At 44.2% G+C, this 22,941-nt stretch carries 16 protein-coding genes; 10 read left to right on the top strand and 6 right to left on the bottom strand.

The genetic code is table 11. The features are described 5' to 3' along the window. Window positions 1–59 precede the first annotated feature (59 nt). Both FM107_RS14995 and FM107_RS14990 read right to left on the bottom strand, forming a co-directional pair. The gene (locus FM107_RS14995) at window positions 60–1,127 is read right to left on the bottom strand and encodes a PmoA family protein (RefSeq protein ID WP_256959565.1); all 1,068 of its coding nucleotides are present in this window, start codon (window positions 1,125–1,127) and stop codon (window positions 60–62) included. Between the two features lie 34 nt (window positions 1,128–1,161). Continuing rightward, the gene (locus FM107_RS14990) at window positions 1,162–2,517 is read right to left on the bottom strand and encodes a Gfo/Idh/MocA family protein (protein ID WP_179204507.1); all 1,356 of its coding nucleotides are present in this window, start codon (window positions 2,515–2,517) and stop codon (window positions 1,162–1,164) included. Window positions 2,518–3,383: 866 nt separating this feature from the next. On the opposite strand from FM107_RS14990, the gene FM107_RS14985 reads away from it, so the two are divergent. The 8 genes from FM107_RS14985 (at window position 3,384) to FM107_RS14950 (ending at window position 13,507) form a co-directional block, all read left to right on the top strand. After that, a complete protein-coding gene (locus FM107_RS14985; RefSeq protein WP_086949291.1) occupies window positions 3,384–4,097 on the top strand; it encodes a hypothetical protein in 714 nt (237 codons plus the stop codon). Window positions 4,098–4,174: 77 nt separating this feature from the next. Then, window positions 4,175–4,960: a ZIP family metal transporter gene (locus FM107_RS14980; RefSeq protein WP_086949290.1), complete on the top strand. Its 786-nt coding sequence runs from the start codon at window positions 4,175–4,177 to the stop codon at window positions 4,958–4,960. Between the two features lie 116 nt (window positions 4,961–5,076). After that, the gene (locus FM107_RS14975; RefSeq protein WP_143559505.1) at window positions 5,077–5,775 is read left to right on the top strand and encodes a hypothetical protein; all 699 of its coding nucleotides are present in this window, start codon (window positions 5,077–5,079) and stop codon (window positions 5,773–5,775) included. A 167-nt stretch (window positions 5,776–5,942) separates the two neighbouring features. Then, window positions 5,943–6,623, top strand: a complete 681-nt coding sequence (locus tag FM107_RS14970) for a response regulator transcription factor (RefSeq protein WP_086949288.1) — start codon at window positions 5,943–5,945, stop codon at window positions 6,621–6,623. Window positions 6,624–6,625: 2 nt separating this feature from the next. Beyond that, a complete protein-coding gene (locus FM107_RS14965; protein WP_179204506.1) occupies window positions 6,626–7,960 on the top strand; it encodes a HAMP domain-containing sensor histidine kinase in 1,335 nt (444 codons plus the stop codon). Window positions 7,961–8,029: 69 nt separating this feature from the next. Beyond that, window positions 8,030–9,289 carry a TolC family protein gene (locus FM107_RS14960; RefSeq protein ID WP_086949287.1) on the top strand — a complete coding sequence of 420 codons (1,260 nt, stop codon included), beginning with the start codon at window positions 8,030–8,032 and terminating at the stop codon, window positions 9,287–9,289. Then, window positions 9,279–10,403, top strand: a complete 1,125-nt coding sequence (locus FM107_RS14955) for an efflux RND transporter periplasmic adaptor subunit (RefSeq protein ID WP_086949286.1) — start codon at window positions 9,279–9,281, stop codon at window positions 10,401–10,403. The genes FM107_RS14960 and FM107_RS14955 overlap by 11 nt, the downstream gene beginning before the upstream one ends. Before the next feature lie 5 nt (window positions 10,404–10,408). Then, window positions 10,409–13,507: an efflux RND transporter permease subunit gene (locus tag FM107_RS14950; RefSeq protein WP_086949285.1), complete on the top strand. Its 3,099-nt coding sequence runs from the start codon at window positions 10,409–10,411 to the stop codon at window positions 13,505–13,507. 28 nt (window positions 13,508–13,535) lie between these two features. On the opposite strand, the gene FM107_RS14945 is transcribed toward FM107_RS14950, so the two are convergent. From FM107_RS14945 to FM107_RS14930, 4 genes are all read right to left on the bottom strand, one after another. Beyond that, the gene (locus tag FM107_RS14945; protein ID WP_086949284.1) at window positions 13,536–13,973 is read right to left on the bottom strand and encodes a carboxymuconolactone decarboxylase family protein; all 438 of its coding nucleotides are present in this window, start codon (window positions 13,971–13,973) and stop codon (window positions 13,536–13,538) included. Window positions 13,974–14,051: 78 nt separating this feature from the next. After that, a complete protein-coding gene (locus tag FM107_RS14940) occupies window positions 14,052–15,386 on the bottom strand; it encodes an amidohydrolase (protein ID WP_086949283.1) in 1,335 nt (444 codons plus the stop codon). A 117-nt stretch (window positions 15,387–15,503) separates the two neighbouring features. Beyond that, window positions 15,504–16,361: an AraC family transcriptional regulator gene (locus FM107_RS14935; RefSeq protein WP_086949282.1), complete on the bottom strand. Its 858-nt coding sequence runs from the start codon at window positions 16,359–16,361 to the stop codon at window positions 15,504–15,506. A gap of 266 nt (window positions 16,362–16,627) precedes the next feature. Continuing rightward, window positions 16,628–17,815, bottom strand: a complete 1,188-nt coding sequence (locus FM107_RS14930; RefSeq protein WP_086949281.1) for an MFS transporter — start codon at window positions 17,813–17,815, stop codon at window positions 16,628–16,630. Window positions 17,816–18,123: 308 nt separating this feature from the next. On the opposite strand from FM107_RS14930, the gene FM107_RS14925 reads away from it, so the two are divergent. After that, window positions 18,124–21,165 (top strand): TonB-dependent receptor, encoded by a 3,042-nt coding sequence (locus FM107_RS14925; RefSeq protein ID WP_086949280.1) that lies wholly within the window; start codon window positions 18,124–18,126, stop codon window positions 21,163–21,165. Window positions 21,166–21,171: 6 nt separating this feature from the next. After that, window positions 21,172–22,872: a RagB/SusD family nutrient uptake outer membrane protein gene (locus tag FM107_RS14920; RefSeq protein ID WP_086949279.1), complete on the top strand. Its 1,701-nt coding sequence runs from the start codon at window positions 21,172–21,174 to the stop codon at window positions 22,870–22,872. Window positions 22,873–22,941 lie beyond the last annotated feature (69 nt).

The following is a 22,941-nucleotide window of genomic DNA, read 5'->3' as shown; positions in this document are numbered from 1 at the left end:
TTGGTCATGTTTTTTATTGTGAACGATCTGCTTAAATAACTATCAGACCGGGCCGCAGGCTAGTTGGTGCTGGACGCGAAGGTGTCAAAGGCTGTGTTTACTTCCTGGTCCGAAAGTAGGTTTCCTGAATTAATAAGGACTTTATACTTAAATGTCACCGACTCGCCGGCCCCTAGCTTAAAATCTAATGTTTCTTTGCCTTCGCTAAACTCCTTTTGACCCAGCGGGTTTGCTGCAAATAACCCATAACCACGCGCGTGCCAATACGTTGGGTAACCGGTGTTGGCCGTATGGTCGAGAATAACAAGTGAAATGGGTTCCTCACCTATCTGTCCCGTTAAATTAACCCACTTTGCACGCTTGCCCCAGACGCTATCGCCCTGAAGGCCCTCGCTGCTAATGTATTTTCCGTTCACGCCTTCGTTGTTGAGCTGAGCAACCTCGGTCGCAATGCCGTTGGCATCCGTGAACTTTTCTGGCGTATCGGACGGGTGCTCCAGCTCGCGGGCCACGCGAATTCCTATTAACCCTTCTTTGTTATCGCGAAAAGAAACGTCCTGGTCTAAAGCCGTTAATGTGGTGTTTAGGGCTATAGCACGTTGATCACCTTCTTGGCTGAAAACATAGGTAGTCTTTTCACTAAGCAGGCTCGTACCATCTGGCCCTTGCCAGTCCATGCTTACCGATAGGGTCGCTTTATCATCTTCTGCATGTATCTCATCGACTGAAACATGCTTGATTGTGCCGTAACCATCTTTTTTTTCTTCCGGAATAGCCGTCGAATTATTCCAAAAGTCTAATCCGTTCACGTCGCCGTAATTAAACCACATGCCAACATGGTGCGGGTGATCTATGCGCTCTCCCGGCCGTGGGTCTAAAGGCCATCCTCGCGTGACAAGCGTTCCTTTGGTCGTGCGTAAGGGGTATAATACGGGCTTCATGAGCTCTTGGGGATAGATATAGGAAGTAAAGGGCTCGCCGTCAACAGTGATGTCCACGCGCTTTTCGGCGGCGTTCTCCACGATCTGAAAATGTGTTTGTTCTTCAGCGGACTGCCCCGCACAGCCCATAAATAGGGTAAGTCCTCCTAGCATAGCAGTAGTGGACAGTTGAATATTTTTGATCATTTTTCTTCTTTAGTATAATATGTGCTCTAATTGATTAACTGGTAACAACCTCTTGTTTGGCATCATCAAAGGTGACCTTCTTTCCGGTTTGCATCGCTGTTCTTGCCATAATATTTGCCACCGAATGGTTATAGCCCGCCTTCACTGAAGCGTTCGGCGTCTTGCGGTTGCGCACACAGTCCATCCAGTTGCGCATATGGAGCGAAGTCATCGGGTCGCCGCCCGTATTGGCTGAAGTCGCGATCTTAACCGACTCAGAAAGGGTGAACGGCTCTAGGAGGTTGGGCTGCATGCCCATGGCTGCAGCATAGTCCTGGGTGAGTCCACCTTCGGGCGACACTTTGTTGGTATCTAGGTTCAGCATCCCCCCGTTGGAGTAATAGAGTTCCTTGATCGCGCCCGCCGAGTTGGTGAACCGCGATGAGTAGAGCACTTGGAACCCCTGGGACATGTCATCGGTCGGCCCGTAGTCCATGACCGCTGTTGCTGTGTCGGGGTTCTCCCTACCATCTTTCCACATATATATACCGCCGTTAGCCACCACGCTGCGCGGGTGATCTAAATCCGAGAACCAATGTACCGTGTCAATTTGGTGAGCCATCCACTGCCCCCAGATGCCCGAAGAGTAGGGCCAAAATAACCGGTACTCGAGGTATTTGCGCGGATCCCAGGCGACCTTCGGCCGGTTCATTAAAAATCGGTCCCAGTCGGTATCTTGCTCGCGGATCTCGCTGACGAGTTTGGGTAAGCGCCAGCGCCCCGGCTGGTTTACATTCCAGGTCATCTCGACCATGTTGATATCACCAAACTTACCCGACTTGATGTATTCATTAGCCGCAATATAATTGGGTGCACTGCGGCGCTGAGAGCCCACTTGCAATATTTTTCCTGTTTCTTCAACGGCTTTGAGCAAGATCTTCGCATCTTCCATAGTCTCGGCCATTGGTTTCTCGACATACACATCTTTGCCACTGCGCACCGATTGGGCAGCCATCAATGCGTGCTGAAAATCAGCCGTACTAATAATCACCGCATCGATGCCTTTGGCCGCATGCAGCTCATCGTTATTACGATATTTTTTTATCGTGTTACCTGTTTTCTCTTTGATATAGGCTTCCGCTTCATCGCGCCGGCGGTTCCAAATATCCGAAACCCCGACGAATTCGAAGTTAAGTTCTTTGGCATGATTCATAAACGAAGGGCACAAAGTGTCCTTAAATCGATTAGAAAAACCTACGATACCGACCTGAACGCGGTCATTAGCACCCATAATTCGGCTATAGCTCTTGGCGCTTACGCCCATAGCCGATAATCCGAGCACACCCACGCCCACCGATGCTTTCTTTATAAAGTCTCTACGTGAATTTTCAATTTTGTCTTTTCCCATCATAAGTAATTGTTTAAAATTTATAATTGTATTGTTGCGCTAAAAATAGTCTGCTAAATTAATCAAACCACAATCTGTTGCTTTCCGGTTTTAGTAGGTCGTCTTTGCTGCACATGCTCGACGGGCCGTAGCCCACGAGCGCTGTGTAAATCAGTGTCTTAAATATACGTATTAATTAATGATTTTCCATCGCGCGATGCCCGCTGGTGTAAGATTCGAGTGCCGTAGTGTTATGGACTTAACTAAAGAATAAAGCCTTTTAGCGCTTCCGAGTTATTGTTTATTGTAATAGTTAAGTGCGCTTGATTGACCTAGTTTGCTGCAGCCTCACAAGATAAGTATGCGCTGTGGTGTATTGGAAGTGGTTTTATTGTGTATTGTAATACATAATTATTCATATTACAGGACAAGCGTTTGCGTAAAGTTGCGCAAACGTTTTCGTTCTGGTAATATTTTTTCATCTTTTTTTCTCTATCATTAAATCGTTACAATAACAAATATTTAACTAACAGTACCTGATTTAATAATCAAACACTAACGACTTGCGCCTTCAACCCAGTCGTAAATATTGAAAATCGTCTGATTAGGTGATACCTAGTTTTCTTAGGACATGAAATATGTTAAAACACACACACTTTGTACCACTAGAAGGCCTTTTGTTTTGTAATCGTGGTTTCTTAAACTGTTTTGATTTATTTCATCGGGGACCTCAGAGAGCTATTAATTCAGATAAAACATCAAAAGCAACTATGTTGCATTTGATGTTTTTATTGTTATATTTGCATCACTGATCGCGGCAGTATTTTAACTAAATCAGCATGCATACTGATTATCAAGTTAGCAATGTGGAACAATTAAATAATTAACAAATGAAAATGAAAAGACACTATCGTTTATTTTTGGCATGCGCCTTTTTTGGTCTCCTAGCGACCACCATCTCATCGTGTAGTAACGATGAGGATGCCGTCGAACCGGTAAGGGAAGGGATCAAACGTTCAGAGCTCATCTTGACCGAAATTACGGGTGAATCGGTGGAAGCGCATGGTGACCATTTCCATGGTCTTGACGCTGGTACAGAGGGAGATCCAGTCGTAATTTCTTTTAACGAAAAGGGGGACGCGGTAGAAAATGGACACCTCCATTTAGAGGCTGATGCAGCTTATAAAGTCGAGCTCAAATATTGGGATTACAATGATAAAGAAATGCAAAATGAAATTACGGCTAGTAAAACTAATGCCGATCAATATAAGGCGTTTTTAATCGGCGGCGACTTCGTGTTGAATCCGGACTCGCAGACGCAAAGTGGCGCAATCTTCCAACCGCGAGAAAGTACTTACGGCGATGGTACTGCTGTTGATGGGAAGTATGAAGTAACGGGTATTCTTTCGTATTTCACAGTTGGACAGGATAACCAGGGCGCAACAAAGCAAGTTACTTATGTACTGCGTAAATTAAACGGTGATATTAAAGGAAAAATCGAGCGTACGGATTGGAATCGCGATGATTATGAGGCAACCTTTTCGGGAGAAAACGTGCTGGAGCTTACTTTTGAAATCCATGCCGAGGCAGGACATATTCATTAATTGACACAATAGGCCGCACGTGTTGCATTTCGATACGGCGGCTTATTTAACAGATTTTTTTCCTATATACATATATAATGAATTCTATAACCATTGTCAGTATTTTATTTATTTCGGTATTTGTCAGTGGCATTGCTGTACTTTTTATCAAAAGAGATAGCTCAACATTTCTAAAGCTTATACTATCCTTTAGCGGCGCTTACCTTTTTGGTTTGACCATTCTACATCTTCTGCCACATGTTTACCATGGTGCAGGGCAAAATATTTCCACGATAGGCCTCTATATATTGGGAGGGTTTCTGTTTCAGCTTGTTTTGGAGTATTTCTCGCAAGGGGTGGAACATGGGCATATACATACAGATAAGGTGAAGTTAACGGCATTTCCTTACGCTATTTTAATAAGTCTATGCCTTCACGGGTTCCTGGAGGGGATGCCGCTCGCCGGACAGAAGCAGGGGCAACTGGTCTTTGGAATTGCACTGCACCACATACCTGCCGCATTTGCGCTGGCGAGTCTGTTGATTGCAGCAGGTGTTTCAAAAACAAAATTATTACTTTGTATCGCCGGCTTTGCACTGGCGACTCCGCTCGGATATTTAACCAGCATCGAGATCAGTGAAAACGCAGTAGGCGATTTGGCTCCGTATTATAATAAGATGATGGCTGTGGTGGTTGGTATTTTTCTTCACGTATCAACTACGATATTATTTGAATCCGGTTCACCTGATCATCATATCTTCAATAGGAAAAAAATTATTGCCGTTGTGGTTGGGATTCTACTATCGCTAACCGGCCTACTTTTTGGAGATCATGATCATGGACATCACCAGGACCACAATCACCAGGATATACATATGCACTAGTAAAAGCATCCTCACCATTTGATCAAGCTAGTGTTTGTCTATGTCTTTCTGATGCGGAGCTTATACATGCCGATTATTGATCTTTATTCGACAAGCACACCATAAAAATATTCAATATGAAGTTTTCTATTCGTACCGTGATTTTAAAATGTCTCCTATTTTCACTAGTTCTATCTATGGGGTGTACGCATTCTGGAGAACCCATAGATGATCTAAGGGTAGGGCCAGGTGGTTCAAACCACGGGTATTTAGGACAAGTTCTTCCCTGGGGTTTTTCGGTCCGTTCAATTGAAGCTGACGACTCGGTTATTTTGAATATTACGCCCATCAACGGTAAAGGCTGGTCGTACGAGAAAGTCTACCAGGGCGTATTTTTCCAGCAAAACAAGAGCATGAAGGATTCCTTGCAGATTCCGATCAATGCAGGTGTAGGTACATATAAGTTTGCGTTGAAACAGATTTCGGCAGATACGATAATCTACACAAAAGAGGCTAAACTAAGCTTAAGCGTTGATAACTCCGCGCCATACGTTTCTGCACTAGATGTAGGCCTGAATGGGAAAGGAACGGACCTTCATTTGGAAGCCGAATTAGCTGCTGCTAGGCGGATTAAATCTGTTGAAGTAAAGATCCAAAGTGGAGGGGAAATAAGAATATTTGATTTTAATAGTCCCCCATTAAAAGGGGCCGTAACGTATACTTTTCACGAACATATCGACATGGATCAAATGCCTAAAGGTAGCTATCAAGTAACGCTCACTGTGGTCGATTTTACAGGGGAGCAGTCCGATGTAAGCGGGAGGTTTGAAAAATGATCTATCATGCACGGCGTCTCTTTATGAGACGGCGAGCAGAGAGTATGTATCGCCCAATAGATTTAATCCGATCCTCTTTTAGTGTGGTGACATTAGAGCTTGATTAGAATTTTGATTTTCTCCACATAGGTCAGCTAAAATCTGTATTTTGGCAAAAATTCTTGTTTATGCAAATTCTTGTCGTAGAAGATGATAACCGAATAAGTGCATTTCTCATCAAAGGATTAGAGGAGTGCGGCTATCTGGTGACGCTCTGTAAAAATGCGGAGGACGTCCTCAAGCATTATAGCGGCATTCAATGGGATCTCATCATATTAGATATTATGCTTCCTGGAATTGACGGTGTTCAACTGTTGCAAACTTTGCGATATAAGAAAATATATGCGCCGGTGCTTATGTTAAGTGCATTAAATAGCGTACAAGATAAAGTCGCTGCACTAGATTATGGAGCGGATGACTTCCTGACCAAGCCGTTCCATTTCGACGAATTACTGTCTCGAATAAAAGCATTAACGCGTAGAAGTAAACATCAAGGGCAGGTTTCCGCAGATAATACGCTACTGTTTGGTGAACTTTCAATCAGCCTTCAACAGTACAAGGTTTTTCTGGGAGGCGCGGAAATTGAACTTTCCCCCCGGGAGTACAAACTATTAGTCTATCTGGCAGAAAATGCAGATAAAACGGTAAGCCGCGTGCAGATACTCAATGCAGTTTGGGGTATAACGTTTGATAACCACACCAACGTGGTAGACGTTTACATTTCCTATTTACGCAATAAAATAGAAAAAGGGGGTGCCAAATATATTTATACGGTTAAAGGTGTTGGCTATATCTTTAAAACAGACTAGTTATGAAACTTAAGCATCGACTGTCTCTCTATTCTGTCACTATATTTGGTATCGTTATGCTTGCGCTCTCGTTGCTCATTTATTTCGCTTATTATACGCAGATGGAAAAGAAGGAGCGTCAGTCGCTTGAGAATAAATCGCTCCTGGCGGCAATTTATTATTTGGAGCGTGACGAGCTATCATCCTTGGAGCATAGCAATGTGCAGAGCCAATTAAACAAAACTATTTCTCGTCGTAATATTATCGTCTTTGATAGTCTTGATAGTCGTTACGGCGGCGATATGGAAGCTGCCGAGGAAATCCCAAACGGCTTTGTCGCGCAAGTCCGGAATGCGAAAAGTGCATTTTTATCGACCGGCTCTTTTTTGTATAATGGTATTCTTTACAAAGATAATCAAGGTGATTTTGTCGTGATTACCAGAACATCAATGAATGAGTTTCATGCGCAGATGGGCACTCTTTTTCATATTCTCCTTGCCGTATTTGTCGTGGGAATGCTGTTTATATTTTTATTTTCGCAGTATCTGAGCTATATTGCTTATAGGCCAATTCTTAAAATTGTTGATCAAATCAAAGACCGCGATACTAAGAATTTTAATAAGCCCCTAACACTCACCAAGACGTATGCGGAAGTCGAGGACCTGGTGGAAACTTACAACCATTTTGTGACACGTGTTGCCGAAACTTTCAATGTACAGAAGAATTTTATCGATTATGTTTCTCACGAGCTCCGTACACCTATTGCGGCACTACTGGGAACGTTAGAAGTTACCAAAAGTAGAACAAGAAATATAGAGGAGTACGAACAGGTGATCCTGCAGTTGGAGCAATACACGACTGACCTGCAGGAAACATTGGATAAAATGATGCTTCTCTCCGGGGCAAAAACGACTTTTGAGTTTAGTAAGACCCGGGTCGATGAAATCGTGTGGCAATTGGTTGAAAACATGATCCTTTATCATCAGGCACAAATCGAAGTGGATATCCAGGTTGAAGATAATGCAACGCTAGTAGTCGATGGAAATGAGAAACTTCTCGAACTAGCCATTGGAAACATTCTGGAAAATGCTATTAAATATTCCGGAAATCAGGTAGTTAAAATTATTTTTAAGGAATATCAAGGACATTTAGTTGTATTAATTATGGATCGGGGAATAGGTATTCCTGCCGAGGATCTGCGCAATATTAAACATAATTTCTATCGCGGCCATAATACGGCAGGCTATCAGGGAAAGGGCGTCGGATTATCAATGGCCACGGTGGTTTTTACTCTGCATGGGATTACAATATCCATAAATTCTACAACCGCAGGGACAACTGTAGAATTGTCTTTCTAATCAAATTCTAATCTACCGTAAATTTCACTTTAATACGCCAGTATTAATTTTGTGGCAAATGTTAATTAAGTGAAATACATCTATATCTTTTTTGTGACTATCGCGTTTACGCTAGGCGGAAATGCATGCGCGCAATCATTGAGTCTGGAGCGCCTAGAGCAGGACTTCCTTTCAAGCAACTACTTGTTGATTGCCGCAAAATATAATATCGCAGAGGCGCAAGCCAATGTGGTACAAAAGAAGCTGTGGCCGAACCCCTCGTTTTCCGTTGGTGAGGTGAATCTTTGGGCGAATGCTAATAGCGAGTCCTTGCCCCCGCTGCTTGGGAAATATGGCCGCCATCAGCAGGTGTCGTTAGAACTTGAGCAGCTGCTGGAAACAGCCGGCAAACGTAGCAAGCGTGTAACGGTGGCTAAACTGCAGCAGCAGATGGCTCTTACCGAGTTTGAGGCCCTTGTGCGCGAACTTAAGAAGGAACTTCGTCAAACTTATTACCATGCACTAATTCTTAGGCGCAATCAAAAGCAGCTTGATCAAGTCTTTAAATTATTCGAGCAGCTTACCAGCCAGTATGCGGAACAGGCTAGATTACAGAACGTCTCGCACGCCGATTACCAGCGGGTGCAGGCCGAACTTATAAACTTAAAAGGTGAAAGGGCAACACTCGAGGCAGATATTACCCTCACGCTACACACCTTGCGTACGCTCACCCAGCGAGAGGACATTATAATCGAGGGACTAGAAGACGGAAAAGTTTTTGAAAGTCCTCGTGCCCGATTACCGGATGGAATTGAAAATCAAGCCTTGGAGTCGAATATCCGCTTGCTGCAGCGTCAAATAGATGTAGAAATTGCTGAAGGTGAGCTAACCCTAGAAAAGGCAAATGCGAAACCCGATGTGACCTTACAGCTTGGTTACGATCGTGGAGGAAGTATTATGCAAGATTTCATTGGACTTGGACTGAGTATGGACTTGCCGATATTTAATCGGAATAAAGGAAATATCCTGTCGGCAAAACAAAATGTCAGCACGAATAGAGCAAATCAGGCGTCCGCCAAGTGGGAACTCCGATCGAATCTGCGGAAAAACCAAGAGCAGCTATCAAGTTATGAAAATATCCTTTCCGGCATTCCGCCCACCTCCACCGATGAGCTTCAAGCTACCGTTGAAAAGTACAAAAATCATTTACTCAGGCAGCAGATTACGTTGATTGAATTTGTCGATTTTATACAAGCGCTCAGGGATGCCAATTTGACGATACTCACCGTCTGGGAAAACTACAACAACACATTTGAAGAATTACAATATCTAGTAGGAAATGATTTTTAAATATTGCAAACTTAACGCAAGGTGTCTTGCGGCTCTTACCGCATCTTTATTTTTAGTGACTTCTTGTGGAGGCAATGCGGCCCAGGTTGATGCGGAACAGACACCCACAAAAAGAAATTTTTGTCTTGACGCCCAGATGAAAAACTCCGTCGAAATAATGGAGGTAAGTAAACAAGTCATCAGCGAGCAATTGAGCCTTTCGGGGAAAATTGAATACAATGAAAATGACATGACCGTATTTCGTAGTTTACTAGATGGTCTGGTCGAGAATGTGAAGTTCGAATTGGGCGATCACGTGCATAAAGGACAGGTTCTCGCTACCATAACCTCCAGTCAAATTCAGGAACTTTATCAACAGAAGCGCGCTCAAGAGAGCCAAATTTCCATGCTTGAAAAGCAACTTAAAAGCAAAAAAGAAATGGCAGCAGACGGTCTTTTGGCAATGACCGAAGTTCTTGCTAGCGAACATGAATTAGAAAGTGCATGTATTGAACTCGATAGAGTGAAACAAAGTCTCGCCTTATATAAAGCGACAGGCGGTGGAGCATTCCACATACTTGCTCCGCGGGATGGTTATATCATTCAAAAATCCATTAGTGCCGGCCAGAGTATTACGGCAGAAAGTGAACCGCTTTTTTCACTCTCAAATTTGGAAGAAGTATGGGTAATGGTAAATATATATGCCAGCAATTTGCGCTATGTGCATGTTGGCGATCACGTCCGCGTGCGCACCATAGCGTATCCTGATCAGTTCTATGATGGTAAGATCGATAAGATTTACAATGTTTTTGATGACAATGAGCATGTACTAAAGGCGCGCGTGGTACTTTCTAATAAAAATTTGATGCTAATGCCGGGACTTGGCGCCGATATTTTAATTGACATGAGTAATGGCGCAGACACGGCCTTTGCGATTCCAAATCGAGCGAAAGTATTTAATAACAATAAAGAATATATGGTTGTCTACAAAAGCGACTGCCAGTTAGAAATACATGAAATAGCAAGCATTGGACACAATGCGCAGTATACCTTTATCGCAGATACCCTTGCCGCCGGCGAGCGTATTTTAGGAACAAACGCGCTATTGATTTTTGAAGAGTTAAATCAAGACTAACCGTTATGAAGAACTTAGTACAAAAGATCGTTACGTATTCTCTTCGTAATACCACCGCCGTTTTATTCGCCGTGATGGCATTAATTTTTGGCGGTATTTATGCGTTGCGTCATACCGCTATTGAAGCTTTCCCGGATGTGACCAGTACGCGTACACGGATCATTACCCAGTGGTCCGGGCGTGGTGCCGAGGAAATGGAGAAATTGATATCGCTGCCCATTTCCAAAGAAGTGAATAGCATTCCAAGAAAGACGAACGTACGCTCGATATCATTATTCGGTTTATCTGTAGTTACCGTCCAATTTGAGGACGGCGTAGATGATTTTTATGCCCAGCAGTATGTCGCGAATAAGCTCGCCGGAGTTGATCTTCCGGATGGTGCTGAGGTTTCTGTAGAACCTCCCTCAGGTGCTACAGGGGAGATTTTTCGCTATATCATCAAGAGCGACTTGCCCATAAAAGAGGTGTCGGCGATTCAGGACTGGACAATCGAAAGAGAGCTGCTAGGGGTGGCCGGGGTGGCCGATGTAGTAAGTTTCGGTGGAGAAGAGAAAATATACGAAATTCAAATTCATCCCACTGAACTTAAGAATTACGACCTTTCGCCCCTAGATGTGTATGAAGCGGTTTCTAACTCCAATATCAATGTTGGTGGGAATGTGATAGAACAAGGCGATCAAGCGTACGTCGTGCGCGGGGTAGGCTTGTTAGACAAGCAGCAAGATATTGGTAATATCACGATCAAATTGAATGGATCAACTCCAGTGTTGATAAAAAATGTGGCCGATGTGGTTGTCTCTAGTAAACCGCGGCTTGGGCAGGTTGGACTTAACGACCAAGACGATCTTGTTCAAGGTATTGTGATCATGCTTCGTGGAGAAAATCCGTCCGAGGTGATTGCTTCGCTTCGCGAGAAAATAGAGGAACTAAACGATCGAATCCTGCCAGAGGGTACGAAGATAGAAACCGTCATCGATCGAACGAAACTAGTTGATAATACCGTTCATACCGTAGGTAAGAATTTGATTGAAGGGATTCTGCTGGTTTCGCTAATCGTGTTTATTTTTCTATACAACTGGAAATCTACATTAATCGTTGCTTCGGTGATTCCACTGTCCTTTTTATTTGCGATTATTATGCTCAAGATCCAAGGGGTGCCCGCTAATTTGATTTCGATGGGCTCACTCGATTTTGGGTTGCTCCTAGAAGGGACACTTGTTATTGTCGAGACTGTATTCGTGGCGATGACATCCCTCTCGCATAAGGTAGGGCCGGAACGATTTGCTAAGATGAGTAAAATGGGCGTCATCAAGAAGAGTACTGGTAGTGTCGCTTCTTATATATTCTTTGCGCTCATTATTTTGATCGTTGCTTTGTTACCTATTTTCTCTTTTCAAAAGGTGGAAGGAAAGATGTTTACGCCGTTAGCCTTCACCCTTGGATATGCCTTGCTTGGTTCACTTATCTTAAGTTTAACCTATGTGCCAGCGATGTGTAAGCTTCTATTTACGAAAAATATGGATGAACGAGAGAACGCGGTGACGCGCTTTTTTCAACGGGTCATCTATGGTTTATTCAATCAAACATTTACCTATAAAAAGACCACTATCGCCGCTTTTGTTTTCCTACTGGTGGCTTGCATGATTAAATTTGTACACTACGGATCTGAGTTCTTGCCAAAACTCAATGAAGGTGCTATTTATATACGTGCAACCTTGCCTAATAGTGTAAATCTAGCCGAGTCAATAAGATTGACAAAAGAGATGAAACAAACTATGCAGTCCAAATGCAAGGAGATAGATTTTATCTTAACACAAACCGGCCGGCCGAATGATGGTACCGATCCTACTGGTTTTTTTAATATTGAGTTTAATGTGCAGCTAACCGAATCCAGCCAATGGGTACGGAACGTGTCCAAAGAGGATATTGTTCACGAACTTCGCGAACTGTTAAGTGCCTACCCAGGAATAAATTTCGGGTTCAGCCAACCTATACAGGACAACGTCGAAGAATATGTGGCCGGCGTGAAAAGTTCGCTCGTGATTAAAATATTTGGCGAAGATCTATACGACTTAGAGAAGTACGCTGGCCAGGTCGCTTCAGCCTTAAAGAACGTGGAGGGAATTACAGATCTCAACGTATATAAGAACATCGGTCTGCCTGAACTACGAATACAATTGCACGATTCAAAAATGGCTAAATATGGTGTGGTAACTGCCGACGTGCAGGCCGTTATTGCGATGACTATCGGTGGGCAGGCAGCGACAAAATTTTACGAGGGCGACCGGCAGTTTGATGTGACGTTGCGCTTCAATGAAGCCTACCGAGATACACCCGCGAAAATCAAAAATATTTTGATTCCAACAAGTAATGGGCAACGTATCCCGTTGCAGGAGATAGCTACCGTAGGTTACCAAACGGGGCCCGCTTTTATATATCGAGAGGGCAATAGCCGGTATATCGGTGTCGGGTTCAGTATTCAGGGCAGGGATTTAGGAAGTACAATAGCGGAAGCAAAACAGGTTGTTGCTAGTCAAGTAAGTCTACCTCATCAACATCGTATGGAATGGGCAGGTGAGTTCGAGAGTAAGGAACGTGCCGCCAAACAGTTAGCACTTGTCGTTCCGATTAGCCTCCTGTTAATCTTAGTTCTGCTATATTTTAATTTTGGTAATTTAAAAGATACGCTCGTCTCATCGTTGACTTTGGCATTCGCCTTTATTGGTGGTTTCGTATCGTTATGGATTACAGGGACGATTTTCGGGATCTCTGCGGGTATTGGCTTTATCATTCTATTTGGTGTCGCGACGATCGATGGAATAGTCCTTATTGGCGTAATTAGGGATAATTTACGGCATCGAATACCGTTAGAGAAGGCGATAAGAATGGGGGTCAAGTCACGAATTCGTCCTGTGGTAATGATAGCTTTGATGGGTTCAATGGGGCTGCTGCCCGCAGCAATGTCTACGGGCATGGGTTCGGAAATTCAAAAACCACTTGCGATCATGATTGTTGGCGGGCTAATCGTATGTTTGATTTTAAGTTTCACGGTGTTACCGATTGTGTTGTACTGGGCAAATTGTAGCAAGAAACCAGAAAATTAACTGGTTTTCTTGTCGCTATTGATGCAGACTATTCCGGTTTTCGTCCTGTTGCGATCCCTATACGGTTCCACGCATTCATGGCAACTATTGCCATCATCACTTCGGTCGTATACTGCTGACCTAGAAGTTCGATTGCTGTCTCGTAAACTTCGTCGGAAACACCAAAGTCCGCTATGAGCGTCATTTCTTCTACGAGGGCCAATATAGCACGCTCCTGCTCGGAAAAGAACGGTGTTTCCTGCCATACGGTAAGGGCAAAAATTCGGCGTGATTCTTCACCGATTTTTAATGCTTCTTGGATGTGTTTGTCGATGCAAAAAGAGCAGCCGTTGATCTGTGATACCCGGATTTTGATAAGATGAGCTTGAATTTTATCAAGAGCGCTTTTCGCTAAATATTTTTCGAACCCTAACATCACCTCGAATGCGGTGGGGTCTATTTCCTGTAGGAATTTTCTTTGTGCCATTGTTACCGTGTTTTTTCTAATTTAATAATCCTTTTTAGTTTTCTGCGCATTCCGGGAACATAATCTTTGTGCAGACTATTAGTAAACGACGTTGCCCCTATATATCAATGATTTTGCATTCGATATCCGAGAGACGGCCTCCGCTGAGCAGCTTGCCTCGAGAAAGACCAGATTGGCCACGTCGCCTACTTTAGGCCATTGCTGCACACCTTTGTCGTCCAGCGGTAGGGGACCGGCCGTTGCTAGTTTCAACATTCTAGATAATCCAAACTCCGAGGAATAGCCATACAGTTGGGCCGCTAGATTTGCCTTTTGTAACATGCTGCCACTTCCAAAAGTATTCCAATGATCGACAATGCTGTCGTTCCCACTCATGACATTTACACCTCGTTTGATCAGCGTGGGGATGGGCATGACCAATCCGCCAAAAGGTATAGTTGAAATGATACCAATCTGAGCGCCAGCGAGCTTTTCTGCAATCTCCTCTTCCTTTTTTCGCTCCAATTTACCCAGTACAAAGCAATGACTAAGAAATGTCTTACCCTTTAACGTTGGGTTTTCGTTTACTTTCTCGATCAGATATTCTACCGTCTTTATTCCCGATTCGCCGGACTCGTGTAGATGGATGTCAATCCCTTTGTTATTGTCCAAGGCGAGCTGCACGGTGAAATCTATCGTTTTTTCGATAGCTCCATCAATCGAATAAGGGTCAAGGCCACCAATAAAATCGATGTCCATTTTTGCCGCTTCCTTCAAATAGGGGATACTATCGGTGTAATATACGCCGTGCTGAGGAAAGGCAACAAGCTCCACGCCGAAAACCTTCTTTTTGTTTTCGATGGCTTTTTGTAGGTTTTTCAAAGACTGTAGCTTTGATGTGGGTTCGATATTCACATGACTACGTGCGAAAGCGGAACCTTTCGATTGAAGCAGTTCTATAATTTTTTCAGCTTTGAAAGTAGAGTTTTTAAGCAGGTCCGGCATGGTTTGTTGCTCGAGGGCAATCATTCCTTTCACGCCACCGGATCGCGGCCTTACCGCTTGCCACTTCTGGCCATAAAAGGTTTTGTCCAAATGAATGTGCATATCTTTAAATGCAGGAAGCATCAACATTCCGTGGGCATCCATCGCATGTGCACCGGGGTCATTGGGACCGATACCTTTTATTTTCCCATCGTCGATCGCAATGGAAAATAGTGCTGTTTTAGTGGAAATCACGTTTTTACCATCATATTCAAACCCGGTTTCCAGTCGAACATTTTTTATCGTGTAAGATGTTGAAGGTGCATATTTTTCATCGACCGCCACCTTGGTCGATGGGCAGGCAGCAGCAGCCGGGGATAACGCCAGTCCCGCAAAGCTTATGGCAGAGTTTTTAATAAAATCTTTTCTCGACATACCAATCTTGTTCATATGATTTTCTTTAATCGTTTTTTTGTTACCCCGTCGGTAACGACGTTTTCAAAATCAAAGGTAGTAGTCTACCTCCACCGCGAATTGGAAGATTTCTGTTATTATTTGTAGAATTTATCATTTTCCTCGAAATTCACTGGGCGTTATGCCTGTTTGGTTCTTGAAAAAGTTTGCGAAATATGCTTGATCGACAAAGCCAAGCGCAAAAGCTATTTCCTTGATGGATTCGGAAGAGCTCTGAAGCATCCTTTTTGCCTCTAGGGATACCCGTTGCTGAATAAGACGCGTTGCAGGTATTTTAAGATGCGTGCGACAAAGGATGTTTAAATAGTTAGCGGATATATGTAGTTGTTCGGCGTAGAATGCAACAGACTTTTCTTTCTTGTAATGCTGATCGATCAACATGTTGAATGTGGCAAGACGCTGGTTCGATTGATAAACTTTAAACTCGGTAAAGGATTGCTCCGCTTCGCGGCTTATGATAGAGGCAATTACAGCCGATCGCGCACTAATTAGATTAACAAGTGATTCATCCCTTTTTAGTTCATTCTTGATCGCCTCAAATTCATATCGTAGAAGAGCAAATGCTTCTTGTGATAGCTGTATCACAGGATGATTTTGGTAGTTAGTGAATGAAAATCTAAAATATGGGGCGAACTGTTCGAAAAACTCGCGTTCGGCCATGAGTTGATAGCCAATTGTTTCGGATCCCATATCCCACTTGTGGAGCTGCCCTGGAAACAAAACATGAACCTGTTGGTTGCCGATCGGGTAGTCGACTGCGTCTATCGTGTGCACGCCCGTTCCATGCTCAAATAGGATGACGATGAAGAAATCATGACTATGTGGTTTGTCTATCTTCTTTTTGCCCGCTAACAGATTAAACAATATTTCCTTACGGCCCGCAATCTGGTTACTGCGGAACCCCTGCAGAGTAATTAGGGTCGATGAATTGCTATTAGGGTCTTTATGCATGAAATACAAATGACTGCGTAACCAAAAACCGAATAGCTAAAACATACGTCAACTAGCAGCGTTCGATTACAAACCGTTTGTGGAATTTATAAAAAAAAGACCAAATTTTAGTTATAAAGTCCGCCAAAATTATTTAACACCGTTGCAAACCAAGTCATCGACGTTAAGTGGCGTTGGTTTTATTTTATATTTTGGAATCTTCCCGCGATTTTTTCGATCGTAGTGGAAATAAAAATATTACGCGTGCTACACTACAGTCGTTATAATTACGCTTCTCGCTGAACCTTTCGAGCGAATAAAATATGGGCAAAGAGGGCCAGAACCGCCATCGAAAACCCAACCATGCAAACACCTTCCCACTGCGCATGTTGCCAGGCCAATGAGGCGGCGTAAGTGCCAAAGGATCCACCAATAAAATAAGAAACCATATAGACGGTATTCAGCCGGTTTACGGCACCAGTTTTAATCATAAAGTAGTTCGTCTGGTTCATTATGTGACTTGCTTGAACGCCCAAGTCGATCAGAATGACACCAAGAATTAATCCCCAGTAGGTGTCTCCCACGAAATAGGTGAAGCCCCAGCTGCCGATCAGCACGACTAAGGAGTAGAAAATAATCTGGTTGAGGCTTATTCGTTTTTCTAAGGTGCCGACCTTGGCGGCGGCTAATGCGCCTACGGCGCCCGCTAAGCCAAAACTTCCAACAACAGAAGCGCCTACTTCGAAAGGAGGTCGCTGCATATGGAAAACGAGCGTTGTAAACAGCGCGCACATTGATCCGAAAGCCATCGCCCCACGGAAGGATGCCAGCTGTAATACCGGCTGTTCGCGTGCCAATTTAAGGACTGACCGCATTAGCTCAAAGTATGACCCTTTAAAATTAGGCTGGATCTCCGTGATCTTTTTATATACGTAGAGCCAGACCAACACCATTAAGCTTGCCGCGATTCCAAACATCGTACGCCAGCCCCATAAATCACCAACAATACCGCCTATGAACCTGGAAAGTAATATACCTAGCAGCAGCCCAGAAACGACAAGGCCGATATTCGATGCCTTTTCTTTTGGCCCCGATAATTCGGCGACCATTGGGACAAATAGCTGCGGGATGACCGATGTAGCGCCTATAAATAGGCTAGCGGTGTACAGCATCCATAATTCCTGTGCAAAGGTCATCCATAACAGGGCTAAAAACACAAAAAATAGATCAAAAAGAATAAGTTTCCTACGTGGAAATTTGTCGCCAAGTGGGACGATAAGTAGTAGCCCCAGCGCGTAACCTAGCTGCGTCATAACCGATATTTTTGCAGCCGCACTCTCGGGGACGTTTAAGTCTGTTGCAATGAGCGCTAGCAAAGGTTGATTGTAATAGTTGTTGGCAACCACAAGCCCCGAAATGATTGACATCGACCAAAGGACCGTTTTTGGGATGTTTGCCGGATTGTTGTCTGACATAAGGAGTGTTTACGCGTTTATTTTTTACTTAAAAACAGATCTAGTATTTGAGATTTTGGTTATCCCGATCGCTTGCAAAGGTATCGTTTTTTTTAAAACATATAGTCGGATTAACCGCCTTATCTTTTAGTCAGGCGAGTCACACTGTTTGAAACAACGCGAATATTTATTGAACAATAAATAAGTGTTAAGAAAGGCAATTAAAAGAAAAATAATATTGTATGATAAGGTAATTTAATACTATGATAATGTGTAGGTGATTTTATGGTAATACCAAAGGGCGACTTTTGGCACCAAGCAAAGCTATCATGAAACACCCAATTATTATTGTATTTATCCTACTCTCGAGCGTGTCTTCGTTCGCCCAAGAGATTGGGGGAAAAATCACGAGCGTGGCCGGAAAACCCATTGCACACGTCACGGTGACCCACCTCTCCACGGGAATCGCCGTTGTATCGGACTCCCTAGGGAACTATAACATTTCACTAAAACAGGCCGCAGGAGCATTAAACTTTTCGGCGATCGGTTATGTCGTGAAAGATGTCGAGATGAACGGCTTAACGGCTCTCGATGTAGTTCTCCAGGAAGATTTCGTGAGCCTCAATGAGGTTGTTGTGATTGGCTACGGATCCATGAATAAGAAGGATCTTACCGGCGCGGTGAGCACCCTTAGTGGGGAGAAACTCGAGAATATCAACGGCACGCAGCTCTCCCAAGAGCTTCAGGGGCAGATCCCAGGGGTGAGCGTCACCCGAAATAGCAGCAGGCCCGGAGCGAGTGCAGATATTCATATTCGCGGAATAACAACAATAAGCGATTCAAGCCCTTTAATCATTGTTGATGGGGTACCCTACACCAACATTGACGATATATCGTCCAACGATATAAAAGATATCACGGTGTTAAAAGATGCCGCCTCGGCTTCGATCTACGGCTCCCGTGCAGCAGCCGGGGTCATCTTGATTACAACAAAAAATGCGGCATTGGGGGTTACAAACCTCGAGGCAGGCGTAAACATGGGTATGGAGACGATTCCTACCTTTCCACAAAGCGTGAACGCCATGCGATATCTGCAAATGTCAAATGAGGCGATGTGGAATGATGCAGGGAATCCTCAGGGGGCTGAATATCCGTTATATTCACAAGAGGATGTTGAAAACTGGGAAACATACCATCAAACAGACCCCAATAAATACCCGGTGACGGACTGGATTGATCTATTGATAAAAGATACAGCGCCGCGGCAAAGACATTTTCTTAATTTCTCGCACGGCGGGGAGAAGATCAACAGCCGCGTTTCGTTAAATTATGAGGATACCGATGCGCTCTATGAAAATAGTAATTACGAGCGCATACTTGTGCGGGCAAATAACCAGATAAAAATCAACGACAAGCTAAAGGCTAATGTAGATATCAGCCTAAATAGATCAATAAACAATAATCCTACGTCCAATCCTATAAATTCGGCACACAAGTATGCGCCGATCTATGCCGCAACATGGGACGATGGACGTATTGCAGGGGGTAAGGATGGGTCGAATATGTATGCAGACATCTTATACGGTGGGTTTGATAAGAATACAAATAGTAAAGTGAACGGACGGATCTCCCTAGAGTATGAACCAATAGTAGGGTTAACCTTTACCGGAACAGTATCTCCTTCTTTTCATTTTCAGAAAGGTAAGAATTTCATTCAGAAATTGCCTTGGTACGCCGCCGAGGACCCAACAATCATCGGTGGATACATCTCGGGACATAATAAAACAAATCTTTATGAAAGCCGGGCAGAGAACTCAACCCTTACCAAGCAATTTGTGGTCAATTACGCGAAACGATTTGATCTGCACAATTTGAGCTTGATGGGCGGTTACGAAGACTTTACCTACGATAGAGAAGTGTTGGATGCACAGAGCGAAGATTTTGAGCTCTCGAGCTTTCATTACCTGAATTTAGGCAACAGAAACTCCATGTTTAACACAGGGAACGCCGTGGCGTCGGCTTATCGCTCCGTATTCGGTCGCGTGTTGTACGACTACGATAGCCGCTATTATGTACAGGCGAATTTCCGCTACGACGGTTCATCACGGTTTCACCCAGATCATCGTTGGGCGCTTTTTCCTTCTGTATCTGTCGGTTGGGCGCTGTCCGAGGAGTCCTTTATGGAAGATGTGCAAGGGGTATCGCTGCTCAAGCTGCGCGCTTCCTACGGTACGCTCGGGAATGAACGCATAGGCTATTACCCTTATCAGTCGACAATAGGCTTCTCCTCAACACCATTTTACCAAGGGGACAACATCGTATCCAAGGCTACAGCAAGCCAAGTAGGTTATGCCATACAAGATATCAGTTGGGAGACGACAGAATCATGGAATATCGGTATAGACGGTGGCTTTTTTGGTAACAGGCTGAGCGTGGCGGCAGATTATTACGTAAAGCGCACCCGGGACATGCTGCTTGAGCTAGAAGTTCCCGATTACTTGGGGTATGAAAACCCCGATCAGAACACCGGGACAATGAAAACAAATGGATGGGAATTTGTTATCAATTGGAGTGATCGTATTGGCGAGGACTTTCGCTATTCCGCATCATTCAATCTCTCGGACTACACTTCCAATATGGGTTACCTAGGCGGAACGGTGTTTACAGGGGACCAAATTATACGCGAAGGCGGTCAATACCACGAGTGGTTCGGTTACCAATCCGAGGGCTTATTCCAGAATGCCCAGGAGGTCGAGAATAGTCCGGTTTTACATTCGGCTGTTAAGCCAGGCGATATTAAATACCGCGATATCTCCGGACCCGAAGGCACGCCTGACGGTGTAATCACGCCGGAATATGACAAAGTGCTCTTAGGGGGATCGCTGCCGCGTTTCACATACGGAGGAAACATCAGCTTAGGTTATAAAGCATTTGATATTTCGGCCGTGTTTCAAGGAGTTGCAAAGCAGTCGAAGCGTTTAGCGCCCAATATGATCCAACCCTTTGAGTCGACTTGGACCAGTCCTTCTACCGAGTACGACGGTAACTACTGGAGCGTATATAACTCTAACGAGCAGAATGCCAATGCTCGCTATCCACGTTTATCACACCAAAGTGCAACAAATAATAATTATGAGATGTCGGACTTTTGGCTCTTCAAGGGTGACTACTTCCGCCTAAAGAACATAACGGTGGGCTACAACCTGCCCCAGAGTATTTTGCAGAAAATTAACATGAAAGGCCTGCGCGTATACATGTCGGGAACCGATCTTTTCTCCATTAGCGACTACCCTAAGGGCTACGATCCGGAATCGGTGAACAACTCCTACATTTCAAGCACCTATAGCGTTGGACTCAACATTAAATTTTAATCAACCATGACACATATACTCAGAAAACACTATTTTATTTGTTTGATCCTGACGGCCCTGTTCTTCTCGTGCGCGAAGTTGGACTTAGTGCCCCCATCGGAAGGATCGAATGAGAATTGGTATTCCGACCAAACGGAAATAGAGATGTCGTTAAACGATTTATATCGTACCTATGTATGGAACTTGGAAACGAACTTTCAAACCGATCGCTGGACAGACGACTGGGCGCAACGACTAGTCGTGTACGAATATTCGGCGGGCGCGGTAACCAGCGAGTGGGCCGATAGTGAGACAACGTGGATGAACACCTACAAAGGGATAAGCCGCGCAAATAGGGTTGTAGAAAGCTTGGAGGTTCTCGGGGATGCCCTGCCTACGGAGACTGTAAACCGCCTGCGGGCAGAAGCTATGTTCTTTCGGGCGAACTTTTATGGCCGGTTGATCAGCTTGTATGGCGACGTTCCTTTCTATAAAGAGTCCATTACCATCGAAGAGGCCTTCGCCATAGGACGCACTGATGAGACGGACATCTTGCAAGAAGTGTACGCGGATTTTGATTACGCTATCGAAAATTTGCCCGAAGAGAATAGCAGTTCTTCGGTTACCCGCGTTAGCAAAGGCGCTGCAATAGCGATGAAAGCGCGGGTCGCACTGTGGCAGTCCGACTGGCAAATCGTGCGCGATGAAACAAAGAAGCTCATTGATCTTGGATTGTATAGTCTCCACCCGGATTACCAAACCTATTTTCAGTCTAAAAAAATGGAATCTGAAACTATTTTTTCGCTACCTCGATCGCGCGACTTGACCGTTGTTTGGAGTTCGAAAAACTTTATGCCGCGAACGGTTGGAGGAAGTGCTGTCGCTCAGCCATCATGGGAGCTTCTCGCAGTTTATCCATGTACGGATGGTAAAATGATCGATCAGTCGGACCTTTTTAATCCGCAGCGTCCTTTTGAGAATCGTGACCCACGTTTAACCGCGACAATTGTTGAATTTGGTTCAGAATTTTTAGGATATATCTATGAGCCCGATCCAAGGGCGGAAAAAGTATTGAACGTGAATACCGGGCAGTTGGTCGAAAATAAAGATACTAAAGGTTATACCCAACACGCATCGTACAACGGGCTGCAGCTGCGTAAATACGCGGATGATAACTGGATCGCTAATCAAGCCGATAATCCGATAATCATCATGCGGTACGCCGACGTGTTGCTGATGTATGCCGAGGCAAAAATTGAACTCGGCGAGATTGATGCTAGCGTGCTCGATGCCATCAACCAAGTGCGCGCGCGTGCTTATCATGTCAAAGCTGCCCAGCAGGAGAGCTATCCTGCGGTAACCAGCACCGACACCGATGAGCTGCGTAAAACATTGCGCACCGAACGACGTATCGAATTTGCATGGGAGCATAGACGCTTTTGGGATTTACACCGTTGGGGAGAATTTGAAAATGCGCTGAAGCGTCCCTATTACGGGTTATTGCCTATCACGGAAATGAATAAAAAACTGATTGAGACAGACCTGTGGTTCTGGCCAATCACGCCTACTATTGATGAGAACGGGTATCCAAATTTAGATGAACTCTACAACAAAGGGTACTGCGCTAAATTAGGCGATAGAAGCTTCAGTACAAAACAGTATTTGTGGCCAATACCCAACAAAGAAATCTTAATAAATGCTAACTTGAAGCAAAATCCGGGTTATTGATAAGTGCATAATGTCTTTTGAATGAACTTTATAATAGCTTTGAGAAAAAAAGAGGAACTAACCAAATAG

The organism is Sphingobacterium sp. JB170, from assembly GCF_900163865.1.
GTDB lineage: Bacteria > Bacteroidota > Bacteroidia > Sphingobacteriales > Sphingobacteriaceae > Sphingobacterium.
This window is presented reverse-complemented; position numbering and strand designations above follow the sequence as displayed.

What these genes read in the sequence shown, in the direction of transcription:
- FM107_RS14995 (WP_256959565.1), bottom strand. Translation starts at nt 1,127, where the DNA reads ATGATCAAAAATATTCAACTGTCCACTACTGCTATGCTAGGAGGACTT.
- FM107_RS14990 (WP_179204507.1), bottom strand. Translation starts at nt 2,517, where the DNA reads ATGATGGGAAAAGACAAAATTGAAAATTCACGTAGAGACTTTATAAAG.
- FM107_RS14985 (WP_086949291.1), top strand. Translation starts at nt 3,384, where the DNA reads ATGAAAATGAAAAGACACTATCGTTTATTTTTGGCATGCGCCTTTTTT.
- FM107_RS14980 (WP_086949290.1), top strand. Translation starts at nt 4,175, where the DNA reads ATGAATTCTATAACCATTGTCAGTATTTTATTTATTTCGGTATTTGTC.
- FM107_RS14975 (WP_143559505.1), top strand. Translation starts at nt 5,077, where the DNA reads ATGAAGTTTTCTATTCGTACCGTGATTTTAAAATGTCTCCTATTTTCA.
- FM107_RS14970 (WP_086949288.1), top strand. Translation starts at nt 5,943, where the DNA reads ATGCAAATTCTTGTCGTAGAAGATGATAACCGAATAAGTGCATTTCTC.
- FM107_RS14965 (WP_179204506.1), top strand. Translation starts at nt 6,626, where the DNA reads ATGAAACTTAAGCATCGACTGTCTCTCTATTCTGTCACTATATTTGGT.
- FM107_RS14955 (WP_086949286.1), top strand. Translation starts at nt 9,279, where the DNA reads ATGATTTTTAAATATTGCAAACTTAACGCAAGGTGTCTTGCGGCTCTT.
- FM107_RS14950 (WP_086949285.1), top strand. Translation starts at nt 10,409, where the DNA reads ATGAAGAACTTAGTACAAAAGATCGTTACGTATTCTCTTCGTAATACC.
- FM107_RS14945 (WP_086949284.1), bottom strand. Translation starts at nt 13,973, where the DNA reads ATGGCACAAAGAAAATTCCTACAGGAAATAGACCCCACCGCATTCGAG.
- FM107_RS14940 (WP_086949283.1), bottom strand. Translation starts at nt 15,386, where the DNA reads ATGAACAAGATTGGTATGTCGAGAAAAGATTTTATTAAAAACTCTGCC.
- FM107_RS14935 (WP_086949282.1), bottom strand. Translation starts at nt 16,361, where the DNA reads ATGCATAAAGACCCTAATAGCAATTCATCGACCCTAATTACTCTGCAG.
- FM107_RS14930 (WP_086949281.1), bottom strand. Translation starts at nt 17,815, where the DNA reads ATGTCAGACAACAATCCGGCAAACATCCCAAAAACGGTCCTTTGGTCG.
- FM107_RS14925 (WP_086949280.1), top strand. Translation starts at nt 18,124, where the DNA reads ATGAAACACCCAATTATTATTGTATTTATCCTACTCTCGAGCGTGTCT.
- FM107_RS14920 (WP_086949279.1), top strand. Translation starts at nt 21,172, where the DNA reads ATGACACATATACTCAGAAAACACTATTTTATTTGTTTGATCCTGACG.